Source organism: Pseudomonas sp. Irchel s3a18, from assembly GCF_900187535.1.
Classification (GTDB): domain Bacteria; phylum Pseudomonadota; class Gammaproteobacteria; order Pseudomonadales; family Pseudomonadaceae; genus Aquipseudomonas.
Map to the genome: position 1 here is coordinate 189,077 of NZ_FYDV01000002.1, position 25,115 is coordinate 214,191.

Sequence of the window (25,115 nt, forward strand, 5' to 3'; positions counted from 1 at the left end):
ACCTTAAGCATCAGCGCGAGTGACCGTTGCGCTCAAATCCGGGGCAAGAAAAAACCCGCCGTAGCGGGTTTTTCATCGACTTGGGTGAATTACTTCACGGAAGTCGGGGTTGGGCCTTCAGCCACGCCCAGGTCGTCGACTTCACGGGTGTCGGAGATACCGCGACCACCGGAAGCCAGCTCGACCTGCAGCTTGTCTTCGTCCAGCTCCTTGACCCACTTGGCCACGACCAGGGTGGCAACCGCGTTGCCCACCAGGTTCGTCAGGGCGCGGGCTTCGGACATGAAGCGGTCGATACCCAGGATCAGCGCCAGGCCGGCAACCGGCAGGTGGCCTACGGCGGACAGGGTGGCGGCCAGCACGATGAAGCCGCTACCGGTCACGCCCGCAGCACCTTTGGAAGACAGCAACAACACCAGCAGCAAGGTGATCTGGTGGGTGATGTCCATGTGAGTGTCGGTCGCCTGAGCGATGAACACCGCCGCCATGGTCAGGTAGATCGACGTGCCGTCGAGGTTGAACGAATAACCCGTCGGGATCACCAGGCCCACCACCGATTTCTGTGCGCCCAGGCGCTCCATCTTGATCAGCATGCGCGGCAGTGCGGACTCGGACGAGGAAGTGCCCAGCACGATCAGCAGCTCTTCACGGATGTAGCGGATCAGTTTCAGTACGCTGAAACCGTGAGCACGGCAGATGCCGCCCAGTACCACCACCACGAACAGGATGCAGGTGATGTAGAAGCAGATCATCAGTTGCCCCAGCTGCACCAGCGAGCCGACACCGTAGGCGCCGATGGTGAAGGCCATGGCACCCAGCGCACCGATGGGCGCCAGCTTCATGATCATGTTGATGATGTTGAACATCACGTGGGCAAAGCGATCGATGAAGTCCAGCACTGGCTTGCCATAGGCACCCAGGCGATGCAGGGCGAAACCGAAGATCACCGAGAACATCAGCACTTGCAGGATGTCGCCGTTGGCAAAGGCACCAACGATGGTGTTCGGGATCACATTGAGGATAAAGCCGACAATGCTCTGGTCCTTACCGGCAGTGACGTAGGCGGCGACCTTGGAGGCATCGAGCGTCGATACATCGATGTGCATGCCGTTGCCCGGCTGCACGACGTTGACCACAACCAGGCCGATCAACAGCGCGATGGTGGAAACGATTTCGAAGTACAGCAACGCGTAGCCGCCGGTTTTACCGACCGACTTCATGTTCTGCATGCCCGCGATACCGCTGACGACGGTACAGAAGATGATCGGTGCGATGACCATCTTGATCAGTTTGATGAACCCGTCACCCAGTGGCTTGAGCGCCACCCCGGTCTGCGGATAGAAGTGACCGAGCAAAATGCCGATAACGATGGCAACGATCACCTGGAAATACAGGGATTTGTACAGTGGCTGACGAGTCGTCATTGCAAAGTTCCTCAAGAGCACCGCGCTGCAATCATCCATCTGATGCAAGCGACGCCTACCGTGCGAACCCTCCTGCACTGGAGGGATTTGTTGTGTCGAGCTGCACGCTGGCAGACCTCTCGCCTCTATCGCAAACCCCGTGCCACCTTTCAAAAATCCACTGAAAGCCTTTTGCTACAAGGGCCGCAGCGAATCCGCCCTTGCCGAGAGGGCCGTTTCCGATGGCGGATTCCCGCCCACCCACCGAATCCCGTCCTACAATTTGGCGGATATCCGCCTTGCCCCACCCCGGGGTGATGGCTAAGATCCGCCACTCAATGGACGGACCATCCCCCATGCGCGAACGCACCATTGCCAGTCATTTTGCTCGTGCGGCCACCGATGGCGCGCGTCGGGTTGGTTACGACTGTTCAAGCCTGCTGCACAGGCTCGGGATCAGCGCCGAACTGCTCGACGAACCCCGTGCCCGGATCGCACCGGAGCAGTTCACGGCCCTGCTGCAAGGCCTGTGGCTGGCGCTGGACGACGAGTACCTGGGGCTCGCCCGCCGCCCAAGCAAGCGCGGCACCTTCGCCATGATGTGTCACGCCCTGATCCACTGCCGCAATCTGGAAAAAGCACTGGAGCGCGGCCTGTTGTTCTACAGCCTGTTCCCCGACGCTCCGAGCCTGACCCTGAGCCGTGAAGGCGACTGGGTGCGCTTGAGCCTGGATGATTCACAGCTTCTGGATCCGGATCACTTTCTCACTGAAAGCCTGCTGGTGATCTGGCATCGCCTGGGCAGCTGGCTGATCGGCCAGCGCATTCGCCTGGAGCAAGCCTGCTTCAGCTACCCGAAACCCGGGCACGGTGCCGAATACGACCTGCTGTTTCCCTGCCCGCTGGCGTTCGACGCTGAACACAGCGGCCTGCTGTTTCACAGCCGCTACCTGTCCATGCCCTTGCTCCAGGACGAACGGACCCTCAAGCACTTCCTTGAGCACTCGCCAGCCGACCTGCTCTCGCGACCGGATGACGGCGACAGTTTGAGCAGCCAGCTACGACGCCTGCTCAGCCGCGACAGCGCTCGCTGGCCGGATCTGGAGGCCGTTGCCGCACACCTGCACATCAGCCCGCAAACATTGCGTCGGCATTTGCGTGAGGAGGGTTCGAGTTTTCAGGAGTTGAAGGATCAGCTACGTCGCGACATCGCGATTTATCACCTGAGCCGCGCCGATCTGTCATTGCAACAGATCGCCGAGCAGCTGGGCTTTTCAGAGCCCTCGGCGTTTCACCGGGCGTTCAAAAAGTGGACCGGGTTAACGCCAGGCGCCTATCGGGCGCAGGAGAGCTAAGTGTGAACATGAGCCCCTTCCGTGGCGAGAGAGGCTTCACAGTACCGGGAAATGAATCCGGAACGCCGCGCCACCCAGGTCAGAATCCCCCAGCGTCAACTGCGCGCCATAGCTTTCGATGATGTCCTTGACCACCGCCAGACCAATACCCTGCCCCGGATGCTGACGGTCCAGCCGTTCGCCGCGCTGGAGAATCCGTGCTCGCTGATCCACTGGAACACCCGGACCATCGTCTTCCACGCACAACTCAATCCCTGCCAATGTCTGGCGCAGGCTGACATGTACTTCGCTCAGGCACAGGCGATAGGCGTTTTCCAACAGGTTGCCGAGCATTTCCAGCAAGGCGCCCTGCTCAATGGGTACATGGCACGAGGCCGGCAGGTCAAATGAGGCCTTGACCCGCTTATCGCGGTAGACCTTGTCCAGCGTATCGCACAGGCTCTTGAGCACCGGCTGCAACTGGACCTGATGACGCACCAGACCACTTTTACGCAAGCTGGCGCGCTGCAACTGGTAACTGATTTGCTGGCTCATGCGTTCGATCTGCGATTGCAGCACCCACGCCTGCTCCCGGTCTTCAGGTCGCTGGGCCATGTCTTCACTGACCCCTTGCAGCACCGCCAACGGGGTTTTCAGGCTGTGGGCCAGATCGTCCAGAGAGTCGCGGTAGCGGCTGCGTTGTTCCCGCTCACTGCTTAGCAACCGGTTCAGGGAGCCGGTCAGGCGTAGCAGTTCCCGCGGATGTTCCTCGCTGAGGCTTTCGCGCTCACCGCTTTCGATCTGATCCAGCTCCTGGCTCAAGCGCCGCAATGAGTTCAAGCCCCAGGTAAGGCCGATCCAGAGCAAGGCGAGCAGTACCAGCAACGCTGCGCCAAAGCCCAGGTAGAGATTCTCCCGCACCCCTTCGAGGGTCTGCTGGTATTCACGCACCGGTTGCAGCGCAACGATGCTGAACGCCGCACTCTTGCCGCCCAGCAGTTTGATTTCGACGTCATAGACGAAGAACTCCTGGCCGTTGCCCTCGCGAATCCGCGCGAACTCGTTGCCGCGCCCGTCGTAACGCGGCTTGTAATTGATGCTCTCGTCCTGAGTCGCACGCGAACGCCAGACCAGATGACCTTCGCGGTCATAGATGTAGCCCAGCAAGCGAGTGTCGGCGAGATTGAAGCGCTCATCCGGCAGCTGCGAGGGCATCTTCAACTGGTTGTTTTCAACCCGTGCCGCAGAGATAAGCGTGGTGACGTCCGACGCCAGGCGCTGCTCGATCGAGTCTTGCAGCGCCAGGCTGAAGGCGCCTTGCATGGCCGGCAACAGCGCCAGCATGAACAACACGGCCAAGGTGGTGGCGGCCAGCATCAGCCGTAGCCGAAGCGAACGAATCACTTGCAGCGCTCATTGAACAGGTAGCCAAGGCCCCGCACGGTCTCGATCGGTTTGAATCCGGTCGGCGCTTCCAGCTTGCGCCGCAAGCGACCTACCAGCACCTCGATCACATTCGGATCGCGCTCGTCGTCATTCGGGTAGAGTTGCTCCATCAAGCGATCCTTGGCGACCACCTGCTGATGGTGGCGCATCAGGTACTCGAGGATTCGATACTCATAGGCGGTGAGTGCCAACGGCTGGTCGTCGAGACTCGCCTGCTTGCGATTGAGGTCCAGCAGCAACGGCCCGGCGATGATGGTCGACTGGGTGAAGCCACTGGAGCGGCGCAGCAGCGCATTCAGCCGCGCATCCAGCTCTTCGAACTGGAACGGCTTGACCACGTAATCGTCGGCTCCGGCGGCCAGGCCTTCAACCTTATCCTGCCAGTTGCCGCGCGCGGTGAGGATCAGGATCGGGAAGGTCTTGCCCTGAGACCGCAATTGGCGAATCAGATCCAGCCCACTCATGCCCGGCAGGCCCAGGTCGATCACCGCCAGGTCATGGTTGAACTGACCGGACTGGTACAAGGCCTCTTCGGCGTTGGCAACAGGCTCCACCACGTGGCCATTTTCGGTCAGGCGCGTGTGCAGGTGATGACGCAACAGCGCCTCGTCTTCGACGACCAGTAGTTTCATAACGCTCTCCCAGGCAAATCAACGTCTCCACGGGTGCCCGCACCCAGTTTGCTGACACACCCGCGCCAGATCACCCAAAGGTTGATCCGGCGCGGTTCGATGGTACCCGGATATCAGAAAGCGTAGTTGGCGGACAGATAGGTTTGTGCGCTGCTGGTCAGGCTCAACGAGCCCTGCTTGCTGCCTTGGGCGCTCATTTCGGTGCTGGCATTGCTGCGCAGGTAACGGTAACCCAGCTCTACCGAGGCATTCTTCGAAACCTGTTGCAGGATACCGGCCTGGACGCCCATGGCATAACCGATGTCGCTGTCGCGGCTGTAGCCCGGCGAGTCCTGAGTCAGCTTGGTCAGGCCGGCGGTGCCGCCGCCAAACAGTTTGGTGGTGCTGGTTACTGGCAGGAACATATCGTAGCTGCCCAGGAGGTTTTCCTGACGCAACTTGATGCCATTATGACTGCCGGAGACGTTGTCATAGGTCGCATAGTACCGACGCTCATCGTTTTGCTGGCCCAGACGCACACCCCAGGTGGTGTCCTTGCCGATCACGCCATCGGTGTTCGGGTGATTCAGGTTCTTGTTCAGTGCACTGGATTTGCTGACCTTGTCGCTGGTCTGGCCCAGGGTCAGGCTGGCGAAGTTTTCGTCAGCGGCTTGAACAGCGGCACTGGCGCCCAGTACGGTCATGGCCAGGATCAGTTTCTTGAAAGTAGTCATAGTGTGTTTCCTCGTTCGCATCGTGCTGTTGGGGGATGCGTGCAGGTTAACCACCCGCCACTGAACTCCTCCTGAACACGCGCTGAACCTCGGCTGAACGAGTTCGACGGCGATGAATCCACTGCGCGGGTCCTTGCCGAAGGATCACGCACACCAGGACTATCCAGCCCCAGGCCAACCCGGCAAAATGCCGGTATGAACTCGCCCCCCCCTATTCCCGCTTGCTGCACGCCCCTCGACGCCCACTGGCCGTTGCCTGATGCACTGCCCGGCACGGTGTTGCTCAGTACCCGGTTCGATCCCGCCCGACTGGAATACGAGGATTTCCGCCGCTGCACCATCGAGCCGCCCCCCAGCATCCAGCGCTCGGTCGCCAAGCGTCAGGCCGAGTTTCTCGCCGGGCGGGTGTGCGCGCGCGCCGCGCTGCAGCAACTGGCAGGGCTGGACTGTGTACCGGCCATTGGCGAGGATCGTGCACCGGTCTGGCCAGCGCACCTGTGCGGCTCGATCACCCACACCACCGGCCGGGCCGCCGCGATCGTTGCCCACAAGGCGCAGTGGCGAGGCCTGGGCATGGACCTGGAAAACCTGCTCAGCACCGAACGCGCCGAGCGCCTGGCCGGTGAGATTCTCACCCCAGGCGAACTCGAGCGCATGGCGGCAGGTAGCCGGGATCAATTGGCGTTGTGGGTGACCCTGACCTTTTCAGTCAAGGAAAGCCTGTTCAAGGCGCTCTACCCCATCGTGCAAAAACGCTTCTACTTCGAGCATGCACAGGTGCTGGAGTGGACCGAAGACGGCCACGTACGCCTGCGCCTGCTGACGGACCTGTCCAGTGAGTGGCATAACGGCAAGGAACTGGACGCACAGTTCGGGATGAAGGACGGGCAGTTGCTGAGCCTGGTCAGCATCAAGGCCTGAACCCTCAGCGTTCGGCCTTTTCCTGATTGCGCGGCCAGCTCAGGCTGAAACACGCCCCGCCCAGGTTTTTGCTCCTGCTGATCAATGCCCGGCCACCGTGCCAATGCACGATTCGGCGCACGATAGACAATCCAAGGCCGTGGCCACCCGAGGCTCGGGTGCGACTGTCATCCAGACGCAAAAACGGTGTGAAGATTTTTTCCCAGGCACTTTCCGGCACGCCCGGGCCGTCGTCCTCGACGTCGACGCGACACCGTTGCTGGCCCACCTGATAACTGATCGAGACCTGCGCCTGGGCATGACGCATGGCGTTGCCCACCAGGTTCTGCAGCGCACGATGCAGGTAGCGGGGTTCGGCTTCGACCCAGGCACCATCACAATCGGCCGCCGACAGGCACAAGCCGCGCTGCACCGTCACGTTGGCCCGCAGCGGCGCCAGCTCGCTGATCACCTGATTGACCAGGGCATCCAGGTCCACCCGCTGGAAGTTCAGTGCCGGCGAGCCCTGCTCCAGTCGTGCATAAGTGAGCATTTCGTCCACCAGACCGTCCAGGTCCTGGATGTCGTGATCCATGCCTTCGAGGTACTTGTCGCGCGCCTGTGGCGTGGTCGCCGAACTGATCATTTCCAGGCCAAAACGCAATCGCGCAACGGGCGTGCGCAGTTCATGGGACACCGCGCGCACCAGCTCGCGCTGAATCGCCAGCAGTTGCTGCAGGTGTTCGGCCATCCCGTTGAAGGCGGCCGCCAGACGCCCGACCGAGTCCGCCCCTCGTGTCGGCACCCGGGTCTCCAGGCTGCCCTTGGCGATTCGCGTCGCGGCCGACTCCAGGCCACTGAGTCGACGCTCCAGTTGTCGCACCAACAAATAGACGATCAAGCCGATCAGGCACAGCCCCAGCACCGCGATCAAGATCAGCCACTCCGGCGGATAAGGGTTCATTTGATACAGAGGGCCGATTTCCAGTACCCACGGCGTGCCCACCATCCCGGCAAATACCCGGATCGAATCGCCGCCCTTGCCCAACGCCATCACCGTGTCGCCCTCGGACACACGACGTCGCTGGTCCTCGTCCATGTCGGCCTGGTCCACCGTGACCAGGTTCAGCTCGAAGCCGAACCCCTTGTCCTTCTTCAAGGCCTCCAGGCGCTTGGGCTGCTCAGCCACCGGGTAGCGCACCAACTCATCGGCCAGCAGGTAAATAGTCGCCCGCGCCAGTTGCTCGCTGATCTGCTGCACCTCCCCGGTGAGCACCAGTTGCTCCTTGTCGCTGACCAGACGGTAGACCTTGGCCGCGTGCGGGCCTGTCTGCTCCACCAGCGCCTGGCCGCGCAGCACGCGGGTACGCTGACCCAGGTCGAGATTCGTCTGGCTGAAGGTCTGCACACTCAACGGAATGCCCAGCAAACGCTCCCACACCAGCAGCGCCCGATGTCGCTCGGTCTCGTTCATCGGCCGCAGGTTGTCGGCCATCAGCGAAAACGTGCCATGGGCCAGCCGTTCCCGGTATTGCTCGCTGCGCACCTCATTAAGCAAGTGCAAGGCCAGCACCCCGAGCACAGCCACCAGTATCAGAGCAGCACACATGCCGCCGTAGATGCGCAGGAAGATCGAGTTCACAGGGGCTGGTCTGCACAGGCTTCGGGAACGAACAGGTAGCCCTTGCTGCGAATGGTCTTGATCAGGCGCGGATGTTCCGGGTCATCGCCTATTTTCGGGCGGATCCTGGAAATGCGTACATCGATGGAGCGGTCCTGGCCGTCATATCCAATGCCGCGCAGGGCGGTAAAAATCTCTTCGCGGGACAGAATCCGCCCGGCGTTGGCTACCAGCAGCCACAGCAGGTCGAACTCGGCACTGGTCAGCTCGATGCCATTGCCATGTAGCCAGGCCTCGCGCAACGCGTGGTCGACCACCAACGGGCCAAACTGCAAACGACGGAGCTTTTCGGGAGCCGCCGGCTCGGGCGTCTCGCTGCGCCGCAGCAACGCCTGGATACGCGCCAGCAACAAGCGTGGTCGTACCGGTTTGCACACGTAGTCGTCGGCCCCCATGTCCAGGCCCTGGATCTGGTCCATGTCGTCGGTACGTGCGGTGAGCATCAGGATCGGTCCGTCGTAGCGATCGCGGGCCTTGCGGCAAATCGTCAAACCATCTTCGCCGGGCAGCATCAGGTCAAGGATCACCAGGTCCGGTTGCTCGGCGATAATCCGTGCCGCCGCCAACGCGCCATTGCCTTCGATGGCAACACGCAGTCCATTGCTTTCCAGGTACTCACGAGTCAACTCAGCCAGGCGCTGGTCGTCCTCGACAATCAATACCTGCCAGGCTTCTTGCTCCACGGGTGACCTCTGCTTGCCAGAACACTATTAAGGAAGAATCCACACGTCTTTTTGTAATGATTGGAGTGGATAAAACTGCATGGGCAGCAGCCGATTGTAGCAACGCCTCCCCTCGAGAACACAAGCTGGCAAATGCGCTCGGTAACTGCGTTTTTTTGTGGTAGGGTTCGCGCCCGCAAAAATCCGCCCAAGGCTATTTTCCAGGGTAAAAAACAGTGACAAACGGTCTACCCCAGCAAGGTCGCGGCCTACACGACGATCGGCCGTTTCATACACATTTTACGCACAGCTTTATCCACAGGTAGTACGTTGCAATCACCCCCTAAAACGCATTATCTTGTAGCTCACGCTAAAAAAACCCCTAGATGTAGGGTTTCGAGCTGAAAACCAAACACAAATCAGACAAGAAACTCAAGTGCTTTTCTTGCATGTTTTTGGTTGAACCAAACGCTTTTTCAGAAGCCCAAACCGCTCCCGCGGATGGCGACCGTTTTCCAACTCAAAACAGCGAAAACGGTACGGGTGTTGCAGTCATTTACTGTCACCCAAACGGAATTCGGTTTTCAGCCCCTGGCTTGAAACCAAAGACTTCGGCATGGAAGCGGCGCACGACAGCCCCTTCCTACTGTCCCGAAGTTGTTATGCCCGGCGCTTGCCGGTTGTAGTGCTTCAGGACGGAACGGTGGGCACCGTGATGGTGCCCAAACAAACATAGAGAATGTGGAGACACCCCCCCATGCAAACCGACACAACTCGCGAGAACCCGCAAGGCACCTTGCCGCAGGGCGCTGATTCGAATTCGGATCTGTCCGCCACCGCGCCTGGCCAATTGCGTGTGATCAAGCGTAACGGCACTGTCGTTCCTTACACCGATGACAAAATCACCGTCGCTATCACCAAAGCGTTTCTCGCAGTTGAAGGCGGCACCGCTGCCGCCTCGTCGCGAATCCACGACACCGTTGCCCGCCTGACCGAACAGGTCAGCGCGACCTTCAAGCGTCGCATGCCATCGGGCGGCACCATCCACATCGAAGAAATCCAGGACCAGGTCGAACTGGCCCTGATGCGTGCCGGCGAGCAGAAAGTGGCGCGCGACTACGTGATCTACCGTGACGCCCGCTCCAAGGAGCGCGCCGTGCGCGCCCCTGCCGAGGAAGCGGTACAGGCTCACCCGTCGATCCGCATCACCCGTGCCGATGGCTCCCTGGCGCCACTGGACATGGGCCGCCTGAACACCATCGTGACCGAAGCCTGTGAAGGCCTGGAAGAAGTCGATGGCGACCTGATCCAGCGCGAAACCCTGAAAAACCTGTACGACGGCGTGGCCCTGACCGACGTCAACACCGCCCTGGTGATGACCGCCCGTACCCTGGTCGAACGTGAGCCAAACTACTCGTTCGTGACCGCTCGCCTGCTGATGGACACCCTGCGTGCCGAAGGCCTGGGCTTCCTCGGCGTCGCCGAGAGCGCCACTCACCACGAAATGGTCGACCTGTACGCCAAGGCGCTACCCGCCTATATCGCGAAAGGGATCGAATTCGAATTGCTGAACCCGGTCCTGGCGTCCTTCGACCTGGAAAAACTCGGCAAGGCGATCAACCACGAGCGCGACCAGCAGTTCACCTACCTGGGCCTGCAAACCCTGTACGACCGTTACTTCATCCACAAGGATGGCGTGCGCTTCGAACTGCCGCAGATCTTCTTCATGCGCGTGGCCATGGGCCTGGCAATCGAAGAAAAGAACAAAGAAGACCGTGCGATCGAGTTCTACAACCTGTTGTCGTCCTTCGACTACATGTCCTCGACCCCGACCCTGTTCAACGCCGGCACCCTGCGTCCACAGCTGTCGAGCTGCTACCTGACCACCGTGCCGGACGACCTGTCGGGCATCTACCACGCGATCCACGACAACGCCATGCTGTCGAAATTCGCCGGCGGCCTGGGCAACGACTGGACTCCGGTTCGCGCGCTGGGTTCGTACATCAAGGGCACCAACGGCAAGTCGCAAGGCGTGGTTCCATTCCTGAAAGTAGTGAACGACACCGCCGTAGCGGTTAACCAGGGTGGCAAGCGCAAGGGCGCTGTCTGTGCCTACCTGGAAACCTGGCACATGGACATCGAAGAGTTCATCGAGCTGCGCAAGAACACCGGTGATGATCGTCGTCGTACCCACGACATGAACACCGCCAACTGGATCCCTGACCTGTTCATGAAGCGCGTCTTCGATGACGGCAAGTGGACCCTGTTCTCGCCGTCCGAAGTACCGGACCTGCACGACCTGACCGGCAAGGCCTTCGAAGAGCGCTACGAGTACTACGAAGCCCTGACCGAGTACCCGGGCAAGGTCAAGCTGTTCAAGACCATCCAGGCCAAAGACCTGTGGCGCAAAATGCTGTCCATGCTGTTTGAAACCGGCCACCCATGGCTGACCTTCAAGGACCCATGCAACCTGCGCAGCCCGCAGCAGCACGTGGGCGTGGTCCACAGCTCGAACCTGTGCACCGAGATCACCTTGAACACCAACAAGGACGAGATCGCCGTTTGCAACCTGGGTTCGATCAACCTGCCGAACCACATCGTGGGCGGCAAGCTCGACACCGCCAAGCTGGAGCGCACCGTCAACACTGCCGTGCGCATGCTCGACAACGTGATCGACATCAACTACTACTCGGTGCCGCAAGCGAAGAACTCCAACTTCAAGCACCGTCCGGTCGGCCTGGGCATCATGGGCTTCCAGGACGCTCTGTACCTGCAGCACATCCCTTACGGCTCCGACGCGGCCGTCGAGTTCGCCGACAAGTCGATGGAAGCGGTCAGCTACTACGCGATCCAGGCTTCCTGCGACCTGGCTGACGAGCGTGGCGCCTACGAGACGTTCCAGGGTTCGCTGTGGTCCAAAGGCATCCTGCCGCTGGACTCGCAACAGATCCTGATCGAGGCCCGCGGCCAGAAGTACATCGACGTTGACCTGAACGAAACCCTGGACTGGGCGCCGGTACGCGCCCGTGTGCAGAAAGGTATTCGTAACTCCAACATCATGGCCATCGCACCGACCGCCACCATCGCCAACATCACTGGCGTGTCGCAGTCGATCGAACCGACCTACCAGAACCTCTATGTGAAATCGAACCTGTCGGGCGAATTCACCGTGATCAACCCGTACCTGGTTCGCGACCTCAAGGCTCGCGGCCTGTGGGACTCGGTCATGATCAACGACCTGAAGTACTACGACGGTTCGGTGCAGCAGATCGAGCGCATCCCGCAAGAACTCAAAGAGCTCTACGCGACAGCCTTCGAAGTGGACACCAAGTGGATCGTCGACGCGGCCAGCCGTCGTCAGAAGTGGATCGACCAGGCTCAGTCCCTGAACCTGTACATCGCTGGCGCTTCGGGCAAGAAGCTGGACGTGACCTACCGCATGGCCTGGTACCGTGGCCTGAAAACCACTTACTACCTCCGCGCCCTGGCCGCGACCAGCACCGAGAAGTCGACCATCAACACCGGTAAGCTGAACGCTGTTTCCAGCGGCGGCAACCACGGTGACGACTCGGTCCTGGCTGCCCCAGCCGGCCCTGCTCCAGTGCCGAAGGCTTGCGCCATCGACGAGCCGGATTGCGAAGCTTGCCAATAAGCTGAGCCGGCAGGCGCCGCAAGGCGCCTGCCTGAAACCCCCGATAGCCCCCCTGGGTTTATCGGGGGTTTTCTTTTGCCCCGGGAAAAGCACTGACAGCCACCACCAGCCGCCACGCAAACCGGACCAGCAGGTATCGCCCCCCCTCCAACCGACGGCCACACAGCCTCCAGAGGCTTTGTGCAGACGAAAAAAAACGCCTCTTGCGAGGCGTTTCTTTTACAAGCGAGTAACCGGGTTACTCAGCCAGCTTGAAGGTAATGAAGCTGGCACGCCCCTGACGCAGAACCCGCATCGACACCGAACGGTTCTTCGGCAACGCCTTGGCGATCTCCGTGAACTCCTTGGCCGAACCGATGGCCTGGTTGTTCAGGTGAGTGATCACATCGCCTGGCTGCAAGCCAATCAGCGCGGCAGGACCCTCCAGCACTTCCTTGATCACAACGCCGCTCTTGAGGTCGAACGCTTTCTTTTGCTCATCGCTGAGCTCGACCACGGCAACGCCCAGGCGATTGCTGCTGCGCTCGACACCGGATTTATTAGCAAGGGCATCGAGCTCTTTGCCTTCTTCCGGAATCGCCCCCACGGTCAGTTCGACGTTTTTGCGCTTACCGTCGCGAATCACTTCAAGATTGGCCTTGGCGCCAGCCTTCAGCGCGCCCACCAGGTGAGGCAGGTCCGCCGACATAACAATCGGCTGATCGTTCATGGTCAGAATCACGTCACCAACCTGCAAGCCACCCTTGGCGGCCGGACCATCGTCCTGAATCTGGGCCACCAGCGCACCGGCAGGCTTGTCCAGGCCAAAGGACTCGGCGAGGTCCTTGTTGACTTCCTGGATGACCACGCCCAACCAGCCACGGCTCACCTTGCCACCGGCTTTCAGCTGATTGGAAACATCCATGGCAACGTCGATCGGGATGGCGAACGAAACGCCCATGAAGCCACCGGAGCGGGTGTAGATCTGCGAGTTGATCCCCACCACTTCGCCCGCCAGGTTGAACAGCGGACCACCGGAGTTACCCGGGTTGATCGGCACGTCGGTCTGGATGAACGGTACATAGTTCTCGTTCGGCAGGCTGCGCCCGATGGCGCTGACGATGCCTTGCGTCACGGTGTGGTCAAAGCCGAACGGCGAACCGATGGCCACGACCCATTGCCCGGCTTTCAGGTCCTGGGACTTGCCCAATTTCAGGACCGGCAGATCCTTGCCTTCGACCTTCAGCAACGCCACGTCGGAACGCGGGTCAGCGCCAATCACTTTGGCCTTGAGCTCACTACGGTCCGCCAGGCGCACGATAATTTCATCCGCATCGGCGATCACATGGTTGTTGGTCAGGACGTAGCCATCAGGCGAGATGATGAACCCCGAACCGAGGGATTGCGCTTCACGCTGGCGATCACCACGAGGGGGGCGCGTCTGAGGCGGCATGCCTCGCTCGAAAAACTCGCGCAGCATCGGCGGCAAACCTTCCAGGTCAGGCATCTGCTGGCTGGATACCTTGCGATCGGGCAATTTCTGGGTGGTACTGATATTCACCACCGCGGGTGAGGCCTGCTCAACCAGCTGTGTAAAGTCAGGCAGCTCGGCTGCCTGGGCAGTGACGGCCTGACCCAGCACCAGCACAGTGGCAAAAATGGTCAGGCAGGATTTCAAACGTGGTATCGACATACGGCTCCCGTTACGACGAGCATGGTTAAGCGATATGGAGCAAGAAACACCGGGGAAACATGCACCGGTACTTTTGTTCCGGGAACAACTATACAAGGCCAGAGCCGAGGGACCCTGACCTATAAAAAAATTTAAGGTTTTTTGCAAATTGAAATGCTCACCAAACATTTCGACATCTCGATTGTGACGTGGACATTGACTGACCTTGTGCACAAACGAGCCGTCGTTCGATGAGCGTCACCGGATCGACTTACTGCTTGACCGTAGCGGCGTCGGTGCGCATGGAGAGCGCAATCCGTTCAGCGGTACCGATGGGGATTTCCCCCACTACCGTGACCATGATCTCGCCTTTGGGAGTGGTCAGGCGCCGGGAAACGGCAACGGTTGGCCCCAGCTGAGTACGGGTATCGGTGACCGCTGCGCCATTGAGCGGCTCAAGGAATACCGAAAAGCGTGCCAGGCCATCGTCATACATCAGGCTGCTGACTTGAGCCTTGGTCTGCGGATCCTTGTGTGCGCCACTGGCGGTCAGCTCAAAGCCCGGCGGCAACCAGTCGGAATGCCAGTCCTGAGCGGTTTTGACAGCAGACGCCTTGTCGCCTTCGAGCACCACGGGCTTGCACTCGGCAGTGGCCTGCAGATCGTGATCGGTCGGTACGTCGGCCGTATCCAGGCGAGTGAACTGGAATCGCTCCAGCAACTGCCCTTTTTCATTCAGCAACAATGACTTCAATGGCAGGCCGGTTTCGCGATCCAGGTGCAGTTCGAAACCATAGCGATGCTGGTCACGGGGCGTCAGCGAAACAATCACCGCTGGCCGCCCGGCCACGCGCGACTTGCCGATGACGGCAAGGTCGTACCAATTCTTGAGCTTTTGCGAGTCCAATACACGAGCGGAGGTATCGGGCGCATCCCCCAGCCCCGCCACCAGGCTGCCGCTGACGCATTGAGTACGCCCATCAATGCGTACGACTTCCTGGGCCGAGCCGTCGAGCTGAAGCAAACGCTCGAGGACTTTGCCTTCCTGGACACGATGCCAGATGTTGTGGGTAGAAAAACTACCGTTACGCTCGTAAACGAAAGTGCCTTGAAAGCTTTGCTGCTGCTCGGCCTGGCTCAGACGGGTCAACCATTCCTGAGCCTCATCGGCATGGGCTGGAACAACAAACCAGCCGCTAAGCAACAGCGTAAGTAGAGGTATGGCGCGCATGATCCTCCTTAACGGTTTTCCAGGCTCGCTGCACGAGCGTAAGGCAGGGCACTTTCAGTGCCTTTGAGTGCAGCTTGTTGAGCATGTTGACGCAAATAGCCTGGCAGACGCTGATCGTGCCAGCCTGGCTGACCTTGCAATACGCCATTGGCCATGGGACCTGTGGCTTGCGAACCTTCATTGTAGCCTGCCAATACGGCGGGGCCCTTGACTTGAGGAACGCTCAGGCCGGGTTGGGTCGATTGCTGGGCCAGTTCGACACCGGCGATCTCGTCCTGGTTGTACAGGCGCACACCCGCCAAGACAGCAAGAGTCACCGAAGCGGCTACCGCCAGACGACCCAGGCTGCGCCAAGGTCCGCGACTGGCTTTTGCCGGTACGGCTTCGTCAGCCAGCGCGGCCGAAACGGCCGAGGCAAGGTCAAGACGCGGGATCAGCAAGTCCTTGTGCATGACGGCACGAGCGATCTGGTAGCGAGCCCAGGTTTCGCGGGTTTCAACATCGTCAAAGGCATTCAATACCCGACGCAATTCCAGTTCGTCCGCTTCGTTATCCATCACTGCGGACAGCGATTCCTGCAGGGCTTCACGACTCATGGCGTTCCTCTCTTGGCTGTCGCCGCTGTCTCAGTTTTCCTGCAACAACGGCTGCAGGGCTTTATCGATGGCCTCCCGGGCGCGGAAAATCCGGGAGCGCACGGTACCCACCGGACACTGCATGACGCTCGCAATGTCCTCGTAACTCAGACCGTCGAATTCACGTAAAGTTAAAGCCGTACGCAAATCTTCTGGCAGTTGCTGGATGGTTCGATGGACGGTGCCTTCGATCTCATCGCGTAGCAATGCCCGCTCGGGCGATTCGAGGTCCTTGAGGCCGTGATCGCCATCGTAGAACTCTGCATCCTCGGAACTGACATCGCTATCCGGCGGCCGACGGCCGCGTGAAACCAGATAGTTTTTCGCCGTGTTGATGGCGATACGGTAAAGCCACGTATAAAACGCGCTGTCCCCGCGAAAATTACCAAGTGCACGGTAAGCCTTGATAAAAGCTTCCTGTGCGACATCCTGGGCTTCATGGGTGTCGTGCACGAAACGCACGATCAACCCGAGAATTTTGTGCTGGTATTTCAGCACTAGCAGATCGAACGCACGCTTGTCGCCACGCTGAACGCGCTCGACCAGCTGCTGATCCTCTTCCTGGGTTAGCATGAACACTCCTCGATAAGCTCGGAGGAGGCTTGCATCACTAATCGATCAGGCTTGCAAACATAGACTCGTGCTTTTCGCAAAAGTTCTCCCCCTCCAGGCAAGTTTCCTGCGTGCTCTGATTTGGCACACACGAAAAGCGCAGCACCGGCTTGGCCGGCTGCGCCAATAATCTTGTCGTCGAATCCATTCGCAAGGACCGAAACACGGATCCTGCGCAAACCGACGCTGTCCCTTGTTTCAGGCAACCGTCTATTGAGCTTGAGCGCGGTGCAAAAGTTCCCATGTTTTATCGTCGAACCAAACGGACAATGTATAACCGTGAAGCGAACATGCGCGCTTTGTCCGCGATAAAGCACGCTTGACGGCCTTTCAACAGGTAAATCACCTGACACGACCTTCAGGCTTTTCCATCACGGTAGTCTCACATTGCCACGAAGGCCTGACTATTGTGCCGATCCACCCCTCTATATACTAGTAGGCTGTGTGGCTGCCTTGACTCGCCGAATCAGGTGTCTTGCGCCAACCCCGACCCGGGTCGCTTTGAGCGGAATCCTGAAATGAGCCAACAGTTTCAACACGATGTTCTGGTGATTGGCAGCGGCGCTGCCGGTTTGAGTCTGGCGCTAACGCTGCCCGACCATTTGCGCATTGCCGTATTGAGCAAAGGCAACCTCGCCAACGGTTCGACCTATTGGGCCCAGGGTGGCGTCGCGGCCGTCCTGGATGACACCGATACCGTTGAATCCCACGTTGATGACACCCTCAACGCTGGCGGCGGCCTGTGCCACGAAGACGCCGTGCGGTTTACCGTCGAACACAGCCGCGAAGCCATTCAGTGGCTGATCGATCAGGGCGTCCCCTTCACCCGCGACGAACAGTCCGGGACAGAGGACGGCGGTTTCGAATTCCACCTGACCCGCGAGGGCGGCCACAGTCATCGACGCATCATCCACGCCGCCGATGCCACGGGTGCCGCCATCTTCAACACCCTGTTGGCACAAGCGCGGCTGCGCCCGAACATCGAACTGCTGGAGCAGCGGGTCGCCGTCGACCTGATCACCGAGAAGCGCCTGGGCCTGGCAGGCGATCGCTGCCTTGGCGCCTACGTCCTCAATCGCGGTACCGGCGAAGTCGACACCTACGGCGCGCGCTTTGTAATCCTCGCCTCTGGCGGCGCGGCAAAAGTCTACCTCTATACCAGCAACCCCGATGGCGCCTGCGGTGATGGCATTGCCATGGCCTGGCGCTCGGGCTGCCGGGTCGCGAACCTGGAGTTCAACCAGTTCCACCCCACGTGCCTCTATCACCCGCAAGCCAAAAGCTTCCTGATCACCGAGGCCCTGCGGGGCGAAGGCGCTCACCTGAAACTGCCGAACGGCGAGCGTTTCATGCAGCGCTTCGACCCCCGTGCCGAACTGGCCCCGCGCGATATCGTCGCCCGAGCCATCGACCACGAGATGAAGCGCTTGGGTATCGACTGCGTCTACCTGGACATCAGCCACAAGCCTGAAGCGTTCATCAAGTCGCACTTCCCGACCATGTACGAGCGCTGCCTGGAATTCTCCATCGACATCACCAAACAGCCGATCCCGGTGGTTCCGGCCGCGCACTACACCTGTGGCGGGGTCATGGTCGATCAACAGGGGCGCACGGACGTACCCGGGCTGTACGCCATTGGCGAAACCAGCTTCACCGGCCTGCACGGCGCCAACCGCATGGCCAGCAACTCGCTGCTGGAGTGTTTCGTCTACGCCCGCTCGGCGGCTGCCGACATCCTTGAGCAGTTGCCGCACATTGCAATCCCCAACGCCCTGCCCGCCTGGGACGCCAGCCAGGTCACCGACTCCGACGAAGATGTGATCATTGCGCACAACTGGGACGAACTGCGGCGCTTCATGTGGGACTACGTCGGCATCGTGCGCACCAACAAGCGCCTGCAGCGGGCCCAGCACCGCGTGCGCCTGCTGCTGGACGAGATCGACGAGTTCTACAGTAACTACAAGGTCAGCCGGGACTTGATCGAACTGCGCAACCTGGCCCAGGTGGCCGAGCTGATGATTCGCTCAGCCATGGAGCGCAAGGAAAGCCGGGGCCTGCACTACACCCTCGACTACCCGGACCTGTTGCCGCAAGCACTGGACACTATTCTGGTGCCACCCACCTACGCCGACTGAACTTGAGCCGCACCCGCAGGCGCCGATGGACATCCGCCGCCTGCGCGTCGCGCGGCACGCAGATCGAGCGCACCCGCAGCTCCCCACGCAGCCGAAAGCGCAACACCACGATCAATGGCAAGGCCAGGCTGTCAGGGCGCAGTTGCACCGCTTGCCAACCGCAGGCCTGACTCCACAGCTGCCAGCCATCGGCATCGCGGCGCAGACCACGAATTGCACCGGGGTGAGTCAGCAGAATCTGCCGTGGCAGCGCCCACGCCCCATGGATCAGACACAGCAAGGCGCCGGGCACGCTTGCCCACCAGGGAACATCGAGGATCAACAGCGAACCCAGCGCGAACAGCTGGGCGAGGAGATAAGCCGCCAGCAATTGCCGTGAGGCATGCCAGCGGCATTCAAACGAATTACTTGGGCTGGACACGATCCAGGATCATGCGAACCATGCGCTGCAGTTCAGGATCTTCCGATTCGGAACGCTCCATGAACCAGCCGAACATGTCCTGGTCTTCGCATTCAAGCAGCCTGACATAGCACTCGCGATCAACCTGATTCAGGTGCGCATAAACCTCTTTGACAAACGGCACCAGCAACACGTCAAGTTCAAGCATGCCGCGGCGGCTGTGCCAGTAGAGGCGATTGAGTTCAACATCTTCGACCATGGAGCGCTCCTCAAATAGAGCGCAAGTATACAGCCCCTGCCCCGGTCGAACAGTCGGCTTTGGTCGGTCACCCACGATCCTTTGTGAACTACCCATTTCAACAGCGCCCCCTTATGATGTCCCCCAGACTTTTTTACCCTGCGATGACCCATGGCCGATTCCGCTTTTTTCTGCACCTTGTCCCATGAAGGCGTTCTCGCCGTCCGTGGCTCTGACGCCAGCAAGTTTCTTCAAGGGCAATTGACCTGCAACCTCAACTACCTGAGCGACACCCGGGCCAGCCTCGGTGCGCGCTGCACCCAGAAAGGCCGCATGCAGTCGAGCTTTCGCATCCTGCTGGAAGGTGACGGGGTGGTGATGGCAATGGCCAGCGAGTTACTGGAGCCACAACTGGCGGACCTGAAAAAATACGCCGTGTTCTCCAAATCCAGGCTCACCGATGAAAGCGCTGCCTGGGTTCGCTTTGGCCTGGCCGATGCCGACGCAGCACTGGCGACGCTCGGGCTCGACGTGCCCGTGGAAACCGACTCAGTAGTGCGTCACAACGGCTTGATCGCCATTCGCGTGTCCCCTGGCCGCACCGAACTCTGGGCCGCCGCCGACCAGGCGCAATCCCTGACCGAAAAACTCTCGCCAACACTGGCCCAGGGTACGCTCAACGATTGGCTGCTGGGCCAGGTCCGCGCCGGCATCGGCCAGGTCATGCCAGGCACCCGCGAGCTGTTCATCCCGCAAATGCTCAACCTGCAAGCCGTGGGCGGCGTCAGCTTCAAGAAAGGCTGCTACACCGGCCAGGAAATCGTCGCGCGCATGCAGTACCTGGGCAAACTCAAGCGCCGCCTGTATCGCCTGCAACTGGACACCAGCGAACTGCCCGAGCCCGGCACCGCCCTGTTCTCCCCGACCCACGGCAGCTCCATCGGTGAAGTGGTGATCGCCGCCCACGCCGGCCAGAGCATTGAACTGCTCGCCGTGCTGCAAGCCGAAGCCGTCGACAGCGCCGACCTGCACCTGGGCGCGCTTGAAGGGCCCGCCCTGCACCTGCTCGACCTGCCTTACCAACTGGATCGCGATCTTGAGATCCAGCGTTAATAAGCAGCACCTTTTGGCAACACCTAGAGAAACGAAATGAGCAAGCTGGCGGAAAAGATCCAACAGGACTTGGTTGAGGCCATCGATAACGATGACCTGGTTCTGCCAACGTTACCGGAAGTGGCCCTACAGATTCGCCGGGCCGCTGAAGACCCGGACGTCAGCGTCACCACCCTGAGTAAAGTCATCGGCCGTGACACCGCCTTGTCGGCGCGCCTGATCAAAGTGGTCAACAGCCCCATGCTGCGCGCCACCCAGGAAGTGACCGACCTGCACGCGGCCATCACCCGACTGGGCGTCAACTACAGCAGCAACCTGGCTATCGGACTGGTCATGGAGCAGATTTTCCATGCCCGGTCCGAGGTGGTGGAACAGAAGATGCGCGATGTCTGGCGCAAGAGCCTGCAAATCGCCGGCATCAGCTACGCCCTATGCCGCAGCCACACCCAACTGAAACCGGACCAGGCCGCACTGGGCGGGCTGGTGCACCAGATCGGCGTACTGCCGATCCTGACCTACGCCGAAGACCACTACGAACTGTTGTCCGACCCAGTGAGCCTCAACCACGTGATCGAGCACATTCATCCCCTGCTCGGCGACAAACTGCTGCAGGTCTGGGAGTTTCCGGAAATGCTGGCCAAGCTGCCGGGACAGTACCTGGACCTCAAGCGTCAGCCCCAGCGGGTCGATTATGTCGACCTCGTGCAAATGGCAACCGTCTACGGCCACCAAGACACTGATCATCCGCTGACACAGATTGATATCACCGGCCTACCAGCCTTCAAGCGACTCGGTCTCGACCCGAACAACCCGCTGCTGTGCAACGACCTGGAAGACTCACAGTCGATGTTTTATTGAGCGGGCGCTCCCGCAGGGGGGAGGGTTTGCATGAGCCTCTCGACAGCCCCTTCCCAACCCTGCAAAAAATTCCCGATCCCCGGTAAAAAAAATCCACACCGGCCAAAGCCCCATAAATGCTCGCTCCGTCTTGAGATGCGCCCTCAATGGCCGCTTGCTAGGCGATTTCGTCGCACCACAAGCACAAAAAAACACCTATAATGCGCCGGTAAATCGGGCCTGCAACACCTCCTTACATGAGAGTGAAAGCCATGCTGAAGCCACCACCGGAACTGACCCTGTCGATTCCGCCCTTCAGCGACTTCAGGACACCCGTAGACATTTCTGTTTTTTGCCTGCGTTCTGCTGCAACAAAACGATTCCTTTAGATCCATCGCGGCCACCACGCCGTGTGAACAACCGACCATCAGAGTTGTCACACGGGCATCTGGCCCTCACGCAGGAGACGACACGTCATGCTGAGCTGGGACGAATTCGACAAAGAAGACGGCGAAGTTGTCGCCAAGGGCGCCAATGCTGGCCACGCTACAGAAGCCAACATGGACCGCCTCGACAGCGCCGGTGGTGCTGCAGCGCTTGAAGCGCGCGCCGTAACCGCCACCGACTCGGCCGCGATCATTCGCGCCAAGGCCGCCCTCGACAAACTCGACATCGCCGAAGGCCTGGCCGAACTCGAAGGTGCCTCCGCCCGCGTTGCGGTCGATGAGAAGCGCATGATCAACTGCCGCGCCGACCTCAACCAACTCGTCCCGTTCAAGTACGACTGGGCCTGGCAGAAGTACCTGGACGGTTGCGCAAACCACTGGATGCCGCAAGAAGTCAACATGACCGCCGACATCGCCCTCTGGAAAAACCCGGAAGGCCTGACCGACGACGAGCGCCGCATCGTGATGCGCAACCTGGGCTTCTTCTCCACCGCCGACTCCCTGGTTGCCAACAACCTGGTACTGGCCGTGTACCGCCTGATCACCAACCCGGAATGCCGCCAGTACATCCTGCGCCAGGCGTTCGAAGAGGCGATCCACACCCACGCCTACCAGTACTGCATCGAATCGCTGGCCATGGATGAAGGCGAGATCTTCAACATGTACCACGAGATCCCGTCGGTCGCTAAAAAAGCCACCTGGGGCCTGAAGTACACCCGTTCGATCTCCGATCCGAAGTTCGAAACCGGTACCGTCGAAACTGACAAGGAGTTGCTGCGCAACCTGATCGCCTACTACTGCGTTCTGGAAGGCATCTTCTTCTACTGCGGCTTCACCCAGATCCTCTCCATGGGCCGCCGCAACAAAATGACCGGCGTCGCCGAGCAGTTCCAGTACATCCTGCGCGACGAATCCATGCACCTGAACTTCGGCATCGACGTGATCAACCAGATCAAAATCGAAAACCCGCACCTGTGGGACGCCGAAATGAAGGAAGAAGCCTCGCAGATGATCCTGCAAGGCACCCAGCTGGAAATCGAATACGCCCGCGACACCATGCCTCGCGGCGTACTGGGCATGAACGCAGCGATGATGGAGGACTACCTCAAGTTCATCGCCAACCGTCGCCTGTCGCAGATCGGCTTGAAGGAAGAATACCCAGGGACGACCAACCCGTTCCCGTGGATGAGCGAGATCATGGACTTGAAGAAAGAGAAGAACTTCTTTGAGACGCGAGTGATTGAGTATCAGACAGGTGGGGCTTTGAGCTGGGATTGATTCCTGGGGCTCATCTCTACTGAGTCAACGACCTACGAAAGCCCTGAGCATGTGATGTGCCCAGGGCTTTTTTGTGGCCGAGATAAAAAGCCTGCTTTCTTGGCTACGGGATTACTTCCGAAAGACATAGCCTGACTCTTTGACGGTAGCAACACCTCAGCCTGTAGGAAATTTCGTAGACAGCCATGATGGCCACTCAGTATCGTCCGAAGGTATTCAACCCTCGGCGATTGTATGGACACTGAAAAGAGCAATAGCGATTGGAGTGACATGGAGATTCAGGCTGCGGTTGATGCCTATCTCAGCATGCTGTCACGCGAGCAAAACGGTCAGAAGATCAATAAAGCTCATGAGAATCGCGTCTTGCGCGAGGGTGCCCTAGCTGTTCGCACCAAAGGCTCGGTTGAGTTTCGGATGCAGAACATTTCTACCGTGCTGGTCGAACTCGGGCGAGATCGCATTAAGGGATACAAGCCTGCCAAGAATGTCGGCGCGAATGTTACCCGTAGCATTCGTGAAGCACTGAACACGCCAAGCACGTTGACGCCTGATGACTTTGCCCCGACCGCTGATGAGGCAACACTAGAGCGGCGTGCCGCCAAACTTGAGAAGCAACCGCTCAAGGGTGAACCGAAAGGGATCATGAAACCACAACAAGCGCCTACCTCGGGCAATGCTTACGTGCGTGATCCAGAGGTAAGAGCCTGGGTACGCAAAGCGGCTAACGGTACTTGCGAAGGTTGTGGTCAACCCTCCCCCTTCGAAAAGGACGGCAGGCCGTTTCTCGAGGTTCATCACGTTAAACACTTGGCACAGAAAGGATCTGATCGAACCAGCAATGCTGTAGCGCTGTGCCCGAATTGTCATCGGCGCTGCCACCACTCCAGCGACAAGGATGAATTCACTGCTTCACTTTACAAAAGAGTGGAGCGATTGCAGCCTGAGTAACTGGGGCGCCTTACAGAACTCACCTGTCGAGATTGGGGCTGCTTCGCAGCCCAGCGCGAGCTTGCTCCCTCGCCACAGGTAGGGCCCTGCTGGTTTGCTCTGTAGTAATAACAGAAAGTGCAACCCATCCAACCTCCCGCTATTAATACCCCTCCCCCTCAAGGACCCGAGCCCGCCATGAAATTCGACCTCGCCTACTGCCTCAGCCTCGACGCCAAGCTGTCGATCTATGACGTGCGCGATCTGAATTTCGACGAGACGATGGCGTTCGATTCCGCCCAGGAGCACTTCCAGTGCCCCAACGATGCCTGTCGGGCGGCGTTGGATGAGGCCAATGTGTTGGGGACGTTCAATGCCAAGAACGTGAACTACATCAGGACGCCGCACTTCAAGAACGTGCCCAGCACCCGGCACATTGAAGGTTGTCCTTATGCCAGCCTCAAGACACCAGGTTCCGAAGGGGCGGAAACGGACGATGGGCCGGAGGAGCATTTTCCGTCGGAGTTACTGCTGACCCGGCGTCAGTATGTGCGTAAGCCGCCCAGTCCGACGACGGCGACAGATGGGGGGCAGGCTCAGTCGGAAACGCCTTCATCCGCCCGCCACATCGAGCACCCAACCCAGGATTCGGCACCGGACAAGACCAGTGTCTTTGCCCATCCCGTGGAGTGCTTCGTTTCGAACTTCGATAACAAGGACCTGCTCAAGCGCATGCCGCTGAAGATCGGCGAGCACACGGCGTCTTACGGTGCATTCTTCAAGAAGATCGAATACCTGCAGGACAACAAGGGGCTGATTTACTGGGGCAAGATCAAGGCGATCAAGGACTACAACACCAGTTTCCGCATCGATTTCGAAAAGAAGGTCTGGCTCGACAAGAAGCCCTACTCGGTGAACGTTTACCTGAGCAAAAGCCTGGTCGAGAACTACCGCAAGCGCAAAGCCTTCCTGGAGGAGATCAAGAGCGCCATTGGCAGCGAGCGGGAGTTGTTTTGCTTTTTCTATGGTGTAACGCCGGAGTTGAAGCAGGTGCCGAGCAAGAAAAACCCTGAGCAGACGTTCGGGGTATTCAGTGGTGATATCGAGAATCTGGATCACTTCATCATTCGGGAGGTACCGGGGTTGGAGAGCTGAGCGCCCAATAGCCCCATTGCTTCACCACCGCCGA

Annotated in this window: 21 protein-coding genes; 9 read left to right on the forward strand and 12 right to left on the reverse strand. The window is 59.7% G+C overall.

Features of this window, described 5'->3' with window-relative positions; all coding sequences use genetic code 11:
- Positions 1 to 89 precede the first annotated feature (89 nt).
- Entirely contained in the window at positions 90 to 1,424 is a 1,335-nt protein-coding gene (locus CKW29_RS04005; RefSeq protein WP_095144050.1) for a dicarboxylate/amino acid:cation symporter, read from the reverse strand.
- A 335-nt stretch (positions 1,425 to 1,759) separates the two neighbouring features.
- On the opposite strand from CKW29_RS04005, the gene CKW29_RS04015 reads away from it, so the two are divergent.
- Complete coding sequence (locus CKW29_RS04015) at positions 1,760 to 2,758, forward strand: AraC family transcriptional regulator (RefSeq protein ID WP_095144052.1); 999 nt, start codon at positions 1,760 to 1,762, stop codon at positions 2,756 to 2,758.
- Positions 2,759 to 2,794: 36 nt separating this feature from the next.
- On the opposite strand, the gene CKW29_RS04020 is transcribed toward CKW29_RS04015, so the two are convergent.
- The 3 genes from CKW29_RS04020 to CKW29_RS04030 all read right to left on the reverse strand — a co-directional run bounded on the left by CKW29_RS04020 (position 2,795) and on the right by CKW29_RS04030 (position 5,528).
- Positions 2,795 to 4,141, reverse strand: coding sequence for an ATP-binding protein (locus tag CKW29_RS04020; RefSeq protein ID WP_095144053.1), 1,347 nt, complete (start codon positions 4,139 to 4,141; stop codon positions 2,795 to 2,797).
- Complete coding sequence (locus tag CKW29_RS04025; protein ID WP_095144054.1) at positions 4,138 to 4,815, reverse strand: response regulator transcription factor; 678 nt, start codon at positions 4,813 to 4,815, stop codon at positions 4,138 to 4,140. Before CKW29_RS04025 ends, CKW29_RS04020 begins: the two co-directional genes overlap by 4 nt.
- A gap of 113 nt (positions 4,816 to 4,928) precedes the next feature.
- On the reverse strand, positions 4,929 to 5,528 hold the full coding sequence (locus tag CKW29_RS04030; RefSeq protein WP_095144055.1) for a hypothetical protein: 600 nt from the start codon (positions 5,526 to 5,528) through the stop codon (positions 4,929 to 4,931).
- 195 nt (positions 5,529 to 5,723) lie between these two features.
- On the opposite strand from CKW29_RS04030, the gene CKW29_RS04035 reads away from it, so the two are divergent.
- On the forward strand, positions 5,724 to 6,449 hold the full coding sequence (locus CKW29_RS04035) for a 4'-phosphopantetheinyl transferase (protein WP_095144056.1): 726 nt from the start codon (positions 5,724 to 5,726) through the stop codon (positions 6,447 to 6,449).
- 4 nt (positions 6,450 to 6,453) lie between these two features.
- Here CKW29_RS04035 and CKW29_RS04040 read toward each other — a convergent pair whose 3' ends face one another.
- Positions 6,454 to 8,070, reverse strand: a complete 1,617-nt coding sequence (locus tag CKW29_RS04040; RefSeq protein WP_095144057.1) for an ATP-binding protein — start codon at positions 8,068 to 8,070, stop codon at positions 6,454 to 6,456.
- Positions 8,067 to 8,792, reverse strand: a complete 726-nt coding sequence (locus CKW29_RS04045; protein ID WP_095144058.1) for a response regulator — start codon at positions 8,790 to 8,792, stop codon at positions 8,067 to 8,069. Before CKW29_RS04045 ends, CKW29_RS04040 begins: the two co-directional genes overlap by 4 nt.
- A 736-nt stretch (positions 8,793 to 9,528) precedes the next feature.
- On the opposite strand from CKW29_RS04045, the gene CKW29_RS04050 reads away from it, so the two are divergent.
- On the forward strand, positions 9,529 to 12,423 hold the full coding sequence (locus CKW29_RS04050; RefSeq protein WP_095147971.1) for a ribonucleoside-diphosphate reductase subunit alpha: 2,895 nt from the start codon (positions 9,529 to 9,531) through the stop codon (positions 12,421 to 12,423).
- Between the two features lie 238 nt (positions 12,424 to 12,661).
- Here CKW29_RS04050 and CKW29_RS04055 read toward each other — a convergent pair whose 3' ends face one another.
- The 4 genes from CKW29_RS04055 to rpoE all read right to left on the reverse strand — a co-directional run bounded on the left by CKW29_RS04055 (position 12,662) and on the right by rpoE (position 16,513).
- Positions 12,662 to 14,089, reverse strand: a complete 1,428-nt coding sequence (locus CKW29_RS04055; RefSeq protein WP_371850784.1) for a DegQ family serine endoprotease — start codon at positions 14,087 to 14,089, stop codon at positions 12,662 to 12,664.
- 256 nt (positions 14,090 to 14,345) lie between these two features.
- Positions 14,346 to 15,305 (reverse strand): MucB/RseB C-terminal domain-containing protein, encoded by a 960-nt coding sequence (locus CKW29_RS04060; RefSeq protein ID WP_095147973.1) that lies wholly within the window; start codon positions 15,303 to 15,305, stop codon positions 14,346 to 14,348.
- Positions 15,306 to 15,313: 8 nt separating this feature from the next.
- A complete protein-coding gene (locus tag CKW29_RS04065; RefSeq protein WP_095078452.1) occupies positions 15,314 to 15,901 on the reverse strand; it encodes a sigma-E factor negative regulatory protein in 588 nt (195 codons plus the stop codon).
- Between the two features lie 30 nt (positions 15,902 to 15,931).
- Positions 15,932 to 16,513, reverse strand: coding sequence for an RNA polymerase sigma factor RpoE (gene rpoE / locus CKW29_RS04070; RefSeq protein ID WP_003172477.1), 582 nt, complete (start codon positions 16,511 to 16,513; stop codon positions 15,932 to 15,934).
- A gap of 557 nt (positions 16,514 to 17,070) precedes the next feature.
- Here rpoE and nadB point away from each other — a divergent pair.
- Entirely contained in the window at positions 17,071 to 18,687 is a 1,617-nt protein-coding gene (gene nadB, locus CKW29_RS04075) for an L-aspartate oxidase (RefSeq protein ID WP_095147974.1), read from the forward strand.
- On the opposite strand, the gene CKW29_RS04080 is transcribed toward nadB, so the two are convergent.
- Both CKW29_RS04080 and CKW29_RS04085 read right to left on the reverse strand, forming a co-directional pair.
- Positions 18,656 to 19,108: a protein YgfX gene (locus CKW29_RS04080; RefSeq protein ID WP_095147975.1), complete on the reverse strand. Its 453-nt coding sequence runs from the start codon at positions 19,106 to 19,108 to the stop codon at positions 18,656 to 18,658. The two genes, nadB and CKW29_RS04080, sit on opposite strands and share 32 nt — an antisense overlap.
- On the reverse strand, positions 19,092 to 19,346 hold the full coding sequence (locus tag CKW29_RS04085) for a succinate dehydrogenase assembly factor 2 (RefSeq protein WP_095145332.1): 255 nt from the start codon (positions 19,344 to 19,346) through the stop codon (positions 19,092 to 19,094). Before CKW29_RS04085 ends, CKW29_RS04080 begins: the two co-directional genes overlap by 17 nt.
- A gap of 150 nt (positions 19,347 to 19,496) precedes the next feature.
- On the opposite strand from CKW29_RS04085, the gene CKW29_RS04090 reads away from it, so the two are divergent.
- From CKW29_RS04090 to CKW29_RS04110, 5 genes are all read left to right on the forward strand, one after another.
- The gene (locus CKW29_RS04090; protein ID WP_095145331.1) at positions 19,497 to 20,438 is read left to right on the forward strand and encodes a folate-binding protein YgfZ; all 942 of its coding nucleotides are present in this window, start codon (positions 19,497 to 19,499) and stop codon (positions 20,436 to 20,438) included.
- A gap of 36 nt (positions 20,439 to 20,474) precedes the next feature.
- Positions 20,475 to 21,296 carry an HDOD domain-containing protein gene (locus CKW29_RS04095; protein ID WP_095145330.1) on the forward strand — a complete coding sequence of 274 codons (822 nt, stop codon included), beginning with the start codon at positions 20,475 to 20,477 and terminating at the stop codon, positions 21,294 to 21,296.
- Positions 21,297 to 21,751: 455 nt separating this feature from the next.
- The gene (locus CKW29_RS04100; RefSeq protein WP_027619933.1) at positions 21,752 to 22,999 is read left to right on the forward strand and encodes a ribonucleotide-diphosphate reductase subunit beta; all 1,248 of its coding nucleotides are present in this window, start codon (positions 21,752 to 21,754) and stop codon (positions 22,997 to 22,999) included.
- A 234-nt stretch (positions 23,000 to 23,233) separates the two neighbouring features.
- Complete coding sequence (locus tag CKW29_RS04105; RefSeq protein ID WP_095145329.1) at positions 23,234 to 23,947, forward strand: HNH endonuclease signature motif containing protein; 714 nt, start codon at positions 23,234 to 23,236, stop codon at positions 23,945 to 23,947.
- Positions 23,948 to 24,124: 177 nt separating this feature from the next.
- A complete protein-coding gene (locus tag CKW29_RS04110) occupies positions 24,125 to 25,081 on the forward strand; it encodes a hypothetical protein (protein ID WP_095147976.1) in 957 nt (318 codons plus the stop codon).
- Positions 25,082 to 25,115: the final 34 nt, after the last annotated feature.